Raw genomic sequence first — 13,058 nt, 5'->3', positions numbered from 1 at the left:
TGTAAACCTAGCCTGTGAGTACAGACAAGCGGTTTCTCAGCTGCTTTATATCCACTCTCACTAATAGCAGCGCTATCAAACCAGCCAGATAGAAACTCGGTTCTATGACCTCAGACTTAACCGACCAATAGAAGTGAATCGGCGCCAGCAAGGCCAGCAGATAGATACCATTGTGAAGCTGCTGCCAGCGCCTGCCCATGGCTCGCCTCACCCTGTTAAAAGAGGTCAGCGCCAGCAATAACAAGATGATGTAGCCGCATGCACCCACCAAGATGTAAGGACGCTTGACGATCTCACTGAACAGCAGTTGCCAGGCAAACAGTAGATCCAGACTCAAAAAGGCAAAAATATGTAGCGATGCATAGGCAAAGACATAGAGGCCCACAAGACGACGTGTCTGCATCAAGAGTCCCAACTTAAACCGCTTGGCCAAGGGCGAGATGAGTAACACGGCGACCAGGGCGTTGATGGTGCCCATTCCCGTATAGTGAATAATATACTGAACCGGATCGCCGCCAGCGCGATCCGTCAGTACCTGCCACACCAACAGCGCAATAGGCACAAGACCTATCAGGTGAAACAGGATTTTCAAAGGCAGCAGATGCCGAGCCTGTAATCTAAACAAAGTGACTCCCCAAGCGTTTTAGTAGTACTGACTCAAATCCATCCCCTTGTAGAGATGGGCTACCTGCTCGCCATAGCCATTAAAGGGCAAGGTGGGGATCCGCTGGGCGGAGAAGATCCCCCCTTCACCGATACGTCGCTCGGTTGCCTGTGACCACCTTGGGTGATCCACTTTAGGGTTCACATTGGCGTAGAAACCATACTCATGTGGCGCCAGCTGATTCCAGCTGGTGGGCGGCTGTTTATCCATGACATGGATCCGCACCACAGATTTGATGCTCTTAAAGCCATATTTCCAAGGCACCACCAAACGTACCGGCGCGCCATTTTGCGGGGGTAATGTCTTGCCATAGAGACCTACGGCCATAAAGGCCAATTCATTGGTGGCCTCATCAAGGCGCAGGCCTTCCACGTAGGGATAATGAATACCCCCTCCCATTAAACGGCTTTTCTGCCCTGGCATCTGATCGGGATCGAACAGGGTTTCAAACGCCACATGGGTCGCACCTGATTTTACCCCCGCCTTATCGAGTAACTGTTTCAGAGAAAACCCCACCCAAGGGATCACCATTGACCAGGCCTCGACGCAACGCAAACGATAGATGCGCTCTTCTAGGGGAAACAACTTGTGCAAATCATCAAGATCTAATGTCAGCGGCTTATCCACCATGCCATCAATACGCAACGTCCAGGGATCGACCTTAAACCCCTGAGCATTTTCATAAGGATCCGTCTTACTGGTGCCAAATTCATAAAAGTTATTGTGGGTGGTCACCTTCTGTTCGGGCGTCAATATCTCCTGCTGACCAAACCCCTTGTTGTGCGAAAAGGCTAAGGGGTGGGTCACAAAGGGCGATTGCGGCTCAGACTTGCCAAACAGATCAAACAAGCCCGCCTGCACCTGACCGGGAATACTGGCCCCCAGCGCGCCTAGGCCTAACGCCTTAACAATAGTGCGCCTATCATTAAACACAGCTTCAGGCGTTACCTGCGATGCTTTCTCATTCCAGCTTGCTCTGCCTTGGGAACCTTTTGCCATATGCTTCACCACTTCATTGTCATTAATCGTTTCAACCTATGCTGAATTAGATAGTCTAATGCCTTAAAAAATTTCACCTAAATAATATTTAACGAACAAGTGTTCGTCATTTACTCGATCGCTACTTGAACCCATTTGTGCCACATGAGACGCTAACCGCCTAGCCTAAAACGGATATTGACTATGCTGACCGAACTTCCTTTATCTCTACCACAAATCATTGTCTTAGGAGCCGTCTCCTTGCTCGCACTGCTTATTGGCGCCCTGCTCAACCAGCGTCTAACCAGGGCTAAATGGCAAACGGTCAGAGAAGAGCTTATCCAGCAGCACACCAACGCCATGCTGCTACTCGAGGCGACACTGGAAGAAAAACGCAGCGAAGTAGGAGTTCTTACGCAGAAACTCGAGCAGCAGATCAATCTGCTGGGCATGAGTCAGGCCCAGGCTAAACGCGCCGAGGAGTTAGAACAACAACTACAGCAAAGCCAGCGTAAACAGATGGAGACTCAACTGGCACTGTCAAAATCCAATGCTCTACAACAGACCCTGACGGTGAAATTTGAAACCGAGCAACGGGCGCTGGAAGATAAAATTCAGCACCTGCATGAGTCTGAGACCCGTCTAACCCAACAATTTGAAAATTTAGCCAACAAAATTTTTGATGCAAAGACCCAGCGATTACAGCATGAGAATGAACAGCAGCTATCAAACGTGCTTTCTCCCTTTAAACAGCAGCTTGAAGGATTTAGAAAGCAGGTTCAAGAATCCTACACAGTTGAGCAGAGTGAACGCAGTGCACTGAAGCACCAGCTGGAATCCCTCAAGGCACTCAACCTGCAGATGAGTCAGGACGCCATCAACCTTACCAAGGCGCTTAAAGGTGACAACAAGCAGCAAGGCAACTGGGGCGAAGTGATTTTAGAGCGCGTGCTGCAAGAGAGCGGCCTGCGCGAAGGGCACGAATATGAGACCCAACAAGATTTAAAACACGACAATGGCAAACGCTTTAAGCCTGATGTCATCGTCCATCTACCCGAAAACAAAGATGTGGTGATCGACGCCAAGATGTCCTTACTCGCCTACGAACGCTATTTCAACAGCGAAGATGAGGCAACTAAGGCTGCAGCCATCAAGGAACACTGCCTGTCTATTCGCAACCACATCAAAGGACTCAGTCAAAAGGATTATCAAGCACTGCACGGCTTAACAAGCCTGGATTATGTGCTAATGTTTATTCCATTGGAGCCTGCCTTCTTGCTGGCATTAGAGCATGAGCCTGGGCTGATAAACTATGCACTAGAAAACAATATCATGCTGGTCAGCCCCACCAACTTGTTGGTGGCACTACGCACGATCAACAATATTTGGCGCTATGAATATCAGAATCAAAATGCCCAACGCATTGCCAAGCAAGCGGGTAAAATTTACGACAAGTTATGCGGCTACCTTGAAGACATGGAAAAAGTTGGCCGTGCCGTGGAGTCCCTGGACAAGCATTACCAGGCCGCCATGGGTAAATTGACCTCAGGTAAGGGTAACCTTATTCGGCAGGCTCACCAGATGCAGCAACTGGGGGTATCAACTAACAAACAGTTAGATGCTCAGCTGTTAGATAAGGCGCTGAGTGAACACCTGGACAATGACATAAAACTGAATTAAAGCGACGCGATACTATAGGGTCTTAGGTAAACAGGGAAAAGGACTGGACGACAATGCCAAAGCGGTTAGGCACACTTTATTATGCCAATTTCTATCTCCTCCTGTGGCTGGGCAGCTTACTGCCATTAACACTCTCAGCCGCCCCCCTGACCAAGGCGCAGCAGCAATATCTTGATGCCAGAGAGGCGCTGAGCCAAAATAATCAAGCAAGCTATCAGCAACTCAGGCAGCAGCTCGAAGGTTATCCCCTCACCCCTTATCTCGACTATCACGCCAACATGGACAAGATAGTCGATTTACCCGGCAACCAGGCTCTGCAGGCTATCAAAGCATTCGAAGGGACTCCGCTCTATAACAGTGCCCGCCATCGCTATCTGGAAAATGCCGGCCAACGAAAGCAGTGGCGTCATTTTCTCGCCCTCAGCCCAGAGGCGCCGCGTAACATCTCGCTGCAATGTTATTACTACCGTGCCATGCTCAATCAAGGTGAAACAGACAGCGCCTATCAAGGCGCTAAAAAGCTCTGGCTCCATGGCCAATCACGCCCAAAAGAGTGCGATCCCCTGTTCAATGCCTGGGAAAAGGCGGGCCATCGCAGCCAAACCTTGCTCTGGTCACGCATGTTTCTGGCCTTTAATAGTGGCGAGTATAGCCTGTTAAAATACCTGGCCTCTAAGGTCACCACCCACCAAAAAGAGGCCAAGCTGTTGCTGACCGTCTACCAAGATCCCCGCAGCCTAAGGCACAGCAAACGTTTTCGCACTAAGTCGGTCATCTATGGCGACATCGTCGATGCAGGCCTTAGGCTCCTGGCGCGAAAGGATCTCATAAAGGCGGTCAAACTCTACTTAAGCTACGAAAAATCAAAACGTTTTAGCGACTATCAAGACAGCAAACTCGGGCGCTACCTGATCAGACGCGCCTTGATTTCCCAGGAGCCTGAGCTCAAGGACTTTGTCGATAGCCACCTGCCCAAGATAGACAGCGACGATCTTAAAATCCTGCGCCTGCGCTGGGCCATCAGAGAAGCCGATGAAACCAATATAGACAAGTACCTGCCACTGCTGAGCGAAGGCACTCGCAATAAGGCGCGCTGGCAATATTGGTTAGCCAGACGTCTCATGGACACCCAGGCAGATGGAGCCAACTCAACGCTGCAGTCCCTCAGTCAAGAGCGCAACTTTTACGGTTTTACGGCCGCGCACCTGATCGATAAGCCGATCAATCTCGCCCAGGTTGACACCCTATTGGATGAGAGCCTGACACCTCAGCTGTCAATCGATCCCGGCCTTGCCCGGGTGCAAGAGCTTTTGGCCTTAGATAAGACCATAGATGCCCGCGCCGAATGGGTACTACTTTTGGGGCGGCACCCCAAATCTCTGCAGGCCCAGTACGCCTTGCTGGCAAAACGCAATCAGTGGCACGACCTAGGCGTTCAGGCCAGCATACAGGGACAGCTGTGGAATGATATGCAGCTGCGCTTTCCCTTTGCCGCCGATGAAGCCTTTAAGCGCGCCAGCAAAGAGGCCAAAGTCGATATTGACGAGATCCGCGCCATTGCCCGCCGCGAGTCCGCCTTTTACCCCTTTGCCACCTCAGGCGTTGGCGCACGGGGCCTGATGCAGCTCATGCCTGGTACAGCCAAAGAAACCGCTCGCAAACATGGCCTCAGCTATCGCGGCAGTAAGAGTCTTTACGATGTGTCGCTCAACACTACGCTCGGCAGTCGCTACTATAAGTCACTGCTCGAACGATTCGACGGTAATCGCATTCTGGCTACGGCGGCCTATAACGCCGGGCCCCACAGGGTCAAACGCTGGCTGGAAAAAAGCCAAGGCAAGCTGGATGCCATCGCCTTTATCGAGTCGATCCCCTTTACCGAGACAAGAGAATATGTCCAGGCGGTGCTTAGCTACCGCGCAATTTATCAAGCTAAGCAGCAAAAGCCGGTCGCACTTTTTTCGCCGCAGGAGTTGGCCTTTAAATATTGACTGCACCCGCCCCCTATAGGCTAGTAATAGAAATCAGTGACTTGTTCATTCACAGTGCTCTGACCAAAAAAGCTAGCCAATCATAGACTTCTGCCTCATAGTTAAAGGCCGACTTGACGATTGTTTCTGACCATTGAGTGATCACCTTAAGGAGTTTCATGTCCCATTCAAGCATCAACTCAATCTTGGCCCAACTGCAGCGAGTGCTGCTGGGTAAGCCCCATCAGCTTAAACTTGCCCTCACCTGCATTTTGGCCAAAGGGCACCTGCTTATTGAAGATCTTCCCGGCATGGGTAAGACCAGTCTATCCCAAGGCATGGCGCAAAGTTTGGGACTGAGCCATCAGCGTATCCAGTTCACCAGCGATATGTTGCCTGCCGATATTCTTGGGGTCTCTATCTTCGACAAAGAGCAATCTCAGTTTGTATTTCACCCCGGTCCTATCTTTAAACAGATGATCCTGGCCGATGAGATCAACCGCGCCAGTCCAAAGACTCAGAGTGCCTTACTAGAGGCGATGGCAGAGCATCAGATCTCGGTAGATGGTGTCACCCATCCGCTACCCAGTCCCTTTTTCGTTATCGCCACGCAGAACCCCAGCGAGCAATCAGGTACCTTTCCCCTGCCTGAGTCGCAACTGGATCGCTTTATGATGCGGATCTCCATCGGTTATCCCGATGAGACAGCCGAAAAGGCGATGTTGAAGGGCGAGGATATCTCTCCCCAGTTCCACAAGCTTCCCGCCTGCATCGACCCCCTGATCTTGATGGATCTCCAGGCACAAGTGGCTGAGGTCAAGGCATCTGACGCCCTGCTCAATTACATTCTGGCGCTGGTAAAAGGCTCTCGCCAGCTAAACGAAGGCTGTGGACTTTCGCCAAGGGCCAGCAAAGCACTGCTGAGTGCCGCTAAGGCCTGGGCCTTTATCCATGGACGAAATTATCTGGTGCCTGACGATGTCCAGGCGGTGTTCGCCGCCGTTGCCGAGCACAGACTCAGGCACACCAGTCAACAACAGGGCGAGGCGCTCTCCCAGCGCCTGCTGGCCAGTACTAACCCTATTTTGTGATCCCATGACAAGCTTAGCGACGGGTCACGGACGATGGAGACAATGGTGGCAAGCCTGGATAGACAGGCGTTTACCAGCCAGTCGGCGCGTCACCTTGGCCCATAGAAGTATCTTTATCTTGCCGACGGGCTTCGGCCTCTTCTGGCTACTGTTTGTGATATTGCTGTTTCTGTTTGGCACCAACTATCAAAATAACTTGGTGATCGGCCTCTCTATCTTGCTGCTCAGCCTATTCAATACCTGCATCATCTACAGCTATCGCAACCTTGCCGGCATGACACTGGAAGCCAAAGTGGGACCGGAAGCCTACGCAGGTGAGAGGTTACTCTACCCTGTATTACTCAGTGCGAAACAGGTGCAACATCAGGTGATTCTCAGTTATGAGGAGCAATCGCCGCAAATCATCACGCGCGTCAACGGCAAAACCCAAGAAGCCCTAATCCCCTTAGCCAATGATCGCAGAGGTTGGGTCGACCCAGGCAGGCTTAAAGTCGAGAGTCGTTATCCCTTGGGGTTATGCCGCGCCTGGTCCTATGTGGATCTTGCCAATGCCCAGATCGCCTTTGCCCATCCAAAGCCGGGCAAGATTGCGCTCAGCGCCGAGCAAGCCGGAGACAATGACGAGCACAAGGATCAGGGCAAATACGTGGTGGGAGTCGATGAGTTTCGCGGCCTGAAACCCTTCGTCACCGGTGAGTCGCTCAATCAAATCGCCTGGAAACAGCTGGCTCAGGGGCGCGGCATGCTGACCAAGGAGTTTGAACAGCCCCAAAGCGCGCCGCAATGGCTGGTACTGGATGACACAGCAACACTGGAGGAACAACTTAGCCAACTAACCTGGACGGTGGACCGTTTATTTGCAAAAGGGCAAATATACGGTCTCAAATTGCCCGGTAAAACCATAGCGCCGGCAGGTGGTGAGCAGCACAGACGCTTGGTACTCAGTACTTTGGCGGTCTACCCACAGGTGTTGGAGCACTCCCATGACAGATAAACAGGGAGAGATCATAGGTCGTCAAAGCCTGCTCTGGCTGCTACTCGTCAATCTCAGTGTATTGGCGCCCCTCTATGACAAGATGACCCCTTGGAGCATGGCGATCTGCGCTATCTGCCTCGTCTGGCGAGTGGGGATCTTTACCGGCAAGGTGGCAAAACCGCCCCGCTATCTGGTGACCGGACTGGCGATTGCCTCCGCAGTCACCTTGGCCTTGGTCACGGCTCAGATAGGCATATTAAACGGTTTGATCAATCTGCTTATCTTAGGCTATGCCCTTAAATATATTGAGATGCGCGATCGACGCGACGTGCGCGCCGTAGTGCTGGTCGGCTTCTTCCTGATTGCCGTGACCTTGATCGAAAAACAAAGCCTCTGGTTCACCCTACAACTGACGTTAGTCGCTACCATCAATATCTGTGTCCTGGTGAGTCTCTATCTGGACAGCACCTCGATCAAACGCACAGCAAGCTTAGGCGCTAAGATAATGCTACAAAGCCTACCGCTAGCGATCATCTTGTTTATGGTGCTGCCAAGATTGCCACCACTCTGGTTAGTGCCCAATCCCAAAAACGCGACGACCGGCCTGTCTGACGAGCTCTCCTTTGGCGATATAAGCAAACTGACACGCTCGAGCGCACTGGCCTATCGTGTCAGTTTCGATGGCAGCCGCCCGGCAAACAATCAGCTCTATTGGCGCGCCTTGGTGCTGGATCAATACGACGGTAAAACCTGGACCCAGGATCCCGAGATCAAAGCCCTGCAACGCTTACGCAGAGTATCCAGTTTTCGCCCTCAACCCGCTGGCGAACCGATCCACTATGAGGTGATTGCCGAGCCTAGCTATCAAAACTGGCTCTTTGGCTTGGATCTGGCCTACAGCAAGGACAATGATATTCTCGAGCTGCCCGATGGACGACTCTACGCCAAGTCGCCCCTAAGCCAGAAGTATCAATACCGGGTCGCCTCCTATCCTGAAGCCACGCTGGATAATGAGCTCACGCCAAGGCTTAGAGCGCGAAACCTTGAGTTACCGCCTAACAGTAACCCAAGAGCCTCAGACCTGAGTCGTCAGCTTGCAAAGGATTACCCGAATCCTGAGCAGCGACTCAACGCCATCATGACCCTGTTTAATCGGTCACCATTTTTCTACACCTTAGAGCCGCCACAAGTCGGCCCCCAGCAGATAGATGATTTTCTGTTTGAGAATCGCGCCGGCTTCTGCGTCCATTACGCCAGCGCAATGGTGTTCCTGGCGCGCCAATCCGGGCTGCCCGCCCGCATGGTCACAGGCTATCAAGGCGGCGAATGGAATCAGGCAGCAGGCTACCTCAGCGTCTATCAATATATGGCCCATGCCTGGGTTGAAGTATGGCTCGATGGCAAAGGCTGGCAGCGATACGATCCCACGGCGATGATCGCCCCAGAACGTGTAGATGACGGGTTTGACGCCTTCTTTAATGGCGAACAAAGCTATCTTATCAATAATCCATTTAGTAGTTTGCGACTGCGCCAATACCCGCTGCTCAACAATCTCAGAATGTCGCTCGCCAGCATAGATTATTACTGGAGCAAATGGGTATTGGGCTTCGATGAAGAGCGACAAAACCAGCTGCTCAAGGATCTTTTGGGCGAGATCAGCGCGACTAAACTGGCAATATTTGTAATTGCCGCCTTTGGGGTGATCGCCCTGTTTATCGCCTATAGCGTCGGATTACTGGATTTTAGCCGCCACCGCGATCCACTGGTGGCCGGTTTTGAACAGATAAGTCGTATGCTGGCCAAGCGCGGATTAGCCAAACAGACAGGCGAGTCGGTCGATGCCTACCAGGCCCGGGTGCTTGAAACCCTGCCGCAACTCACAGAGCCGATGACACGCTATACCCAAGGCTATATGACCCTCAAGTACCGTGCCCCTTCCCCTAAGGCAAGCAAGCAGCTTAAACGTCAATTGAAAAAAGATCTGCGCAAGCTAAAGCTTGCCATCGTCAGGCTGAAGGCAAATCCAGACGATATCGCCCCTACTGCAGATGCTGACAAACTAAGCCAAAGTCATTGAATTAGTGTAAAAAACAATCGTAGAATGGGCACTTGTTCAAATTTAATCCCCTAGAGAGTCACCAGGATTGGCGTTCATCAACAGATGCCCTAGAATGGCGGCATCGCAACGAAATGGATAAGTTACCTCATGCTGTATTTGGTTCAATCAAATCGAATGGAGTCTTTGGCCAAACTGCTGGCATCTGAGCTGCAAACTCCCCCCGCAGGTCAGTCGCCGCTGAGCAATGAGCAGATCTTAGTCCAGAGTCCCGGCATGTCCACCTGGCTTAGATTAGCGGTCGCCGAACACAATCAGATTGCCGCGGCGCTGGAGTTTCCGCTGCCTTCGAGCTTTATCTGGCAACTGTGTCATCAACTGCTGGACGATGTGCCCAAAGAAAACGCCTTTACCAAGCCCGCCATGACCTGGAAATTGATGGAGCTACTGCCAGGGCTATTACATCAAGAGGTGTTTGCCCCCTTAGCCCATTACCTACAAGATGATGCCATTTTGCAGGACAAACAAGCGCCCCATTCACTTAAGTTATATCAGCTCTGCGGCCAGATAGCCGATATCTTTGACCAATATCTGGTCTACCGCCCAGACTGGATCTTGGCCTGGGAACAGGGGCTAGACACACTGCCACCATCGGAGCGTGCGCTTGATCCCGCTCAGCGCTGGCAAAGTGTGTTGTGGCGGGCCTTAATCGAACATAACCACCACAGCCTGGGATTGAGTCGCTACCACAGGGCTAACCTGCATCAGGCGCTGTTCGACGCTCTTGACGATCCCCTGTGCGACCTCAGTAAACTGCCAAGGCGTCTGTTTGTCTTTGGGATCTCCTCGATGGCGCCACAGACGCTGGAAGTTCTCTATTTTCTGGCAAAACGTATCGATGTGATCATGCTAAGTCTCAGCCCTTGCCAACACTATTGGGGCGATATCGTCGATCCTAAATTGCGCGCACGTATGGCGCTGCAATATGGTGATAAACAACAACTCGCCATCGACTGGGAAAGCAAGCTAGAGGTAGGTAACCCACTGCTGGCCAACAACGGTAAGATGGGCCGTGAACTGCTGGATCTCATTTTAGAGTTACCGGAAAACGACACAAACTTTAACTTCGACTGCTATCAAGATCCCGGCAGCGATACCCTGCTGCACGGCATTCAACGCGATATCCTCGAATTAACCACTCGCGGTGAAGTGATGGGGCCAGATGCCGACTTGTATCTGACCACCAGCGGCAGACGCCTGCTGAGCCCGGCAGACAGGTCGCTGACACTGCGAAGCTGTCACAGTCCGCTACGAGAGCTTGAGACCTTACACGATCATCTGCTGGACCTCCTGTCTCAATCGGAAGGCCTCTCGCCCAAAGATATCGTGATCATGATGCCTGACGTTGCGGCCTACGCCCCCTATATCGACGCAGTATTTGCCTCGAAACGGGGTGATCACTATATCCCCTACGCCATTGCCGATCGCGGCGCAGCGCAAGAATCACCACTGATCAATAGCTTCTTGCACCTGCTGGGGCTCAATCAGAGTCGCTTCGCCCTCACCGATATCTTAGGAATTCTCGAAGTGCCCGCGGTGATGCGTCGCTTCCAGTTGGATGACGATGAGTTGCTGCTTATTCGCCGCTGGCTAGAGCAAGCGGGCGTTCGCTGGGGCCGAGATAAGCAATCGCGAACCGCCCAGCAACTGCCGCCCTTTGAGCAAAACTCCTGGGCATTTGGCATTAAACGCCTGATCTTAGGCTATAGCTTTAGCGATGATGCGCCAATCTATCACGGCAGCCTGGCCTTGCCAGGCGTAGAAGGACAAGCGGCCCAGGCCTTGGGCAAGCTGCTTAACTTTATCGAAGCGATCGACGAATTTAACCAGGCGTTGTCAGCACACTGCCCGCTCGAGAAGCGGATTAGTCAGCTACAACAGCTGGTGGAAACCTTCTATGAGTGCGTCGATGATGAGCTCAATCAACAGCAGGAGCTGTTACAGGCGATAAGCCGTCTAAAAGAGGAGTTGCAATCGACCCATTACCAGAGCGAACTGGCACTGGAGGTGATGCAAAACTGGTTTACTCGCCAGCTGACCGAGTCGCGCGTGGGCCAGCGCTACCTGGCCGGTAGCGTCAATTTCTGCACCCTGATGCCGATGCGCTCAATCCCCTTCAAGGTGGTGTGTCTCCTCGGAATGAATGATGGCGTCTATCCCAGGGTGCAGCATCCGGTCGGCTTCGACTTAGTGGCGCAGCAGGGGCCACGCAAGGGGGACAGATCTCGCCGCCTCGATGACAGATACCTCTTCCTGGAGGCACTGCTTTCGGCAAGACAGCAACTCTACATCAGCTATATCGGCCATAGCGAGCGCGACAATAGCGAGCGCATCCCCTCTATGTTGGTCTCCGAGTTGGTCGAATATTGCCAGCTTTGTTATCTGCCGAGTGCCATGACTTCCATGCAAGATGAGCCGAGCCCCGATATCGAGCGCATAGAGAAGGCTATTGCAGAGCAGCTCATCATACAGCAGCCCCTGCAGCCCTTCGATGAGCGCCTCTATAGCAGCGAGCCACAGGGTGACGCCAACAGGCTCAGCCAGAGCTTTAGCCAGCAGTGGTGCCCACAAAGCACGCTGCCCAAAGAGGATGATGCCAAGGCAACGGCACCTGCCAAGTTCATTAGCCAGCCACTGGCGCTGACTGAGGACAAAAATGAGGCGCTGGAGCTGTCGGCCCTTATTCGCTTTTATCGCAATCCGGCGCAATATTTTTTCAATCGCACCCTTAAGCTCGATCTCAACCTCAACATACAAGCCGATGAGAACGATGAGCCCTTTTCCCTCAACGCCCTGTCACGCTATCAGTTGCAGTCTCATTTAATCGACGATGCCATCAAGACGGGACAAGAAAGACCATCGCCTGAATTGCTCAGCCGCCTCAGACTAACGGGACAGCTGCCCCTGGCACCTTTTGACGATCTCCTGCTGGCCCAGTATCAGCACGATATTCGCGCCGTGGTCGGTCGCACCCTCTACCTACAAGGTGAGCAGACCCATACTCAAGACATCGACCTCAACCTAAGGGATCAGGCGAGCACGCAACTGGTTGGTCGAATCGATGGTCTGTCGGCCAAGGGGCTGGTGAACTATCGCCCGGGTACGGCCAACGCGCGGGATCTTATCCGCGTCTATCTGCGTCATCTGTGCCTTAACGCCAATGAACCTGGCGCGCACACCACGCCGTGGCAGCGTCACAGCTATCTGTTAGACATAGGTCACTTCCATGCCTTTGCACCAATTACCCCAGAGCAGGCATTAAATCAACTTTCCCTCTGGGTTGACTACTATCACCAGGGCCTGAATAACCCCTTGTGTTTTCTGCCACGAACCGCTTTTGCCTATGTGGAAGCCGAGGGCGAGCACAGCGATAAGCTTAGCGCCGCCCAGTCCCAATGGCTTGATGAACAGGCAAGCTTGGGAGAAGGGCTTGAGCCCCATTATCAGCGCCTGTTTAGCTTTCCCGATGACTTTAGCGAAGCCGAGTTCGGCGCCTTAGCCCATGGTTTGCTCTCCCCCTTGCAGAGTCTTTATCACAAGGCGCCGCTGAGCGAACTGGCCGATTTTGTGGAGGGCCAATAAG

Annotated in this window: 8 protein-coding genes; 6 read left to right on the top strand and 2 right to left on the bottom strand. The window is 52.6% G+C overall.

The window, feature by feature from the left end; all coding sequences use genetic code 11:
• Nucleotides 1-7 precede the first annotated feature (7 nt).
• Nucleotides 8-625, bottom strand: coding sequence for a protein-methionine-sulfoxide reductase heme-binding subunit MsrQ (gene msrQ / locus CFF01_RS08645; RefSeq protein WP_088904536.1), 618 nt, complete (start codon nt 623-625; stop codon nt 8-10).
• Nucleotides 626-643: 18 nt separating this feature from the next.
• On the bottom strand, nt 644-1,663 hold the full coding sequence (gene msrP / locus CFF01_RS08640; protein ID WP_088904535.1) for a protein-methionine-sulfoxide reductase catalytic subunit MsrP: 1,020 nt from the start codon (nt 1,661-1,663) through the stop codon (nt 644-646).
• 183 nt (nt 1,664-1,846) lie between these two features.
• On the opposite strand from msrP, the gene rmuC reads away from it, so the two are divergent.
• The 6 genes from rmuC to recC all read left to right on the top strand — a co-directional run bounded on the left by rmuC (nt 1,847) and on the right by recC (nt 13,057).
• Complete coding sequence (rmuC, locus tag CFF01_RS08635; protein WP_088904534.1) at nt 1,847-3,322, top strand: DNA recombination protein RmuC; 1,476 nt, start codon at nt 1,847-1,849, stop codon at nt 3,320-3,322.
• 53 nt (nt 3,323-3,375) lie between these two features.
• Complete coding sequence (locus CFF01_RS08630; protein ID WP_088904533.1) at nt 3,376-5,313, top strand: transglycosylase SLT domain-containing protein; 1,938 nt, start codon at nt 3,376-3,378, stop codon at nt 5,311-5,313.
• A gap of 158 nt (nt 5,314-5,471) precedes the next feature.
• On the top strand, nt 5,472-6,383 hold the full coding sequence (locus CFF01_RS08625; RefSeq protein WP_033538062.1) for an AAA family ATPase: 912 nt from the start codon (nt 5,472-5,474) through the stop codon (nt 6,381-6,383).
• Between the two features lie 4 nt (nt 6,384-6,387).
• Nucleotides 6,388-7,377, top strand: coding sequence for a DUF58 domain-containing protein (locus CFF01_RS08620; protein WP_088904532.1), 990 nt, complete (start codon nt 6,388-6,390; stop codon nt 7,375-7,377).
• Nucleotides 7,367-9,436: a transglutaminase family protein gene (locus tag CFF01_RS08615; RefSeq protein WP_088904531.1), complete on the top strand. Its 2,070-nt coding sequence runs from the start codon at nt 7,367-7,369 to the stop codon at nt 9,434-9,436. The genes CFF01_RS08620 and CFF01_RS08615 overlap by 11 nt, the downstream gene beginning before the upstream one ends.
• A gap of 129 nt (nt 9,437-9,565) precedes the next feature.
• Nucleotides 9,566-13,057, top strand: a complete 3,492-nt coding sequence (gene recC, locus CFF01_RS08610) for an exodeoxyribonuclease V subunit gamma (RefSeq protein ID WP_088904530.1) — start codon at nt 9,566-9,568, stop codon at nt 13,055-13,057.
• Nucleotide 13,058: the final 1 nt, after the last annotated feature.

The organism is Shewanella marisflavi, assembly GCF_002215585.1.
Classification (GTDB): Bacteria; Pseudomonadota; Gammaproteobacteria; order Enterobacterales; family Shewanellaceae; genus Shewanella; species Shewanella marisflavi.
This window is presented reverse-complemented; position numbering and strand designations above follow the sequence as displayed.

Excerpts from the sequence above, each read along its gene's own strand:
- msrP (WP_088904535.1), bottom strand. The coding sequence starts at position 1,663 with ATGGCAAAAGGTTCCCAAGGCAGAGCAAGCTGGAATGAGAAAGCATCG.
- rmuC (WP_088904534.1), top strand. The coding sequence starts at position 1,847 with ATGCTGACCGAACTTCCTTTATCTCTACCACAAATCATTGTCTTAGGA.
- CFF01_RS08630 (WP_088904533.1), top strand. The coding sequence starts at position 3,376 with ATGCCAAAGCGGTTAGGCACACTTTATTATGCCAATTTCTATCTCCTC.
- CFF01_RS08625 (WP_033538062.1), top strand. The coding sequence starts at position 5,472 with ATGTCCCATTCAAGCATCAACTCAATCTTGGCCCAACTGCAGCGAGTG.
- CFF01_RS08620 (WP_088904532.1), top strand. The coding sequence starts at position 6,388 with ATGACAAGCTTAGCGACGGGTCACGGACGATGGAGACAATGGTGGCAA.
- CFF01_RS08615 (WP_088904531.1), top strand. The coding sequence starts at position 7,367 with ATGACAGATAAACAGGGAGAGATCATAGGTCGTCAAAGCCTGCTCTGG.
- recC (WP_088904530.1), top strand. The coding sequence starts at position 9,566 with ATGCTGTATTTGGTTCAATCAAATCGAATGGAGTCTTTGGCCAAACTG.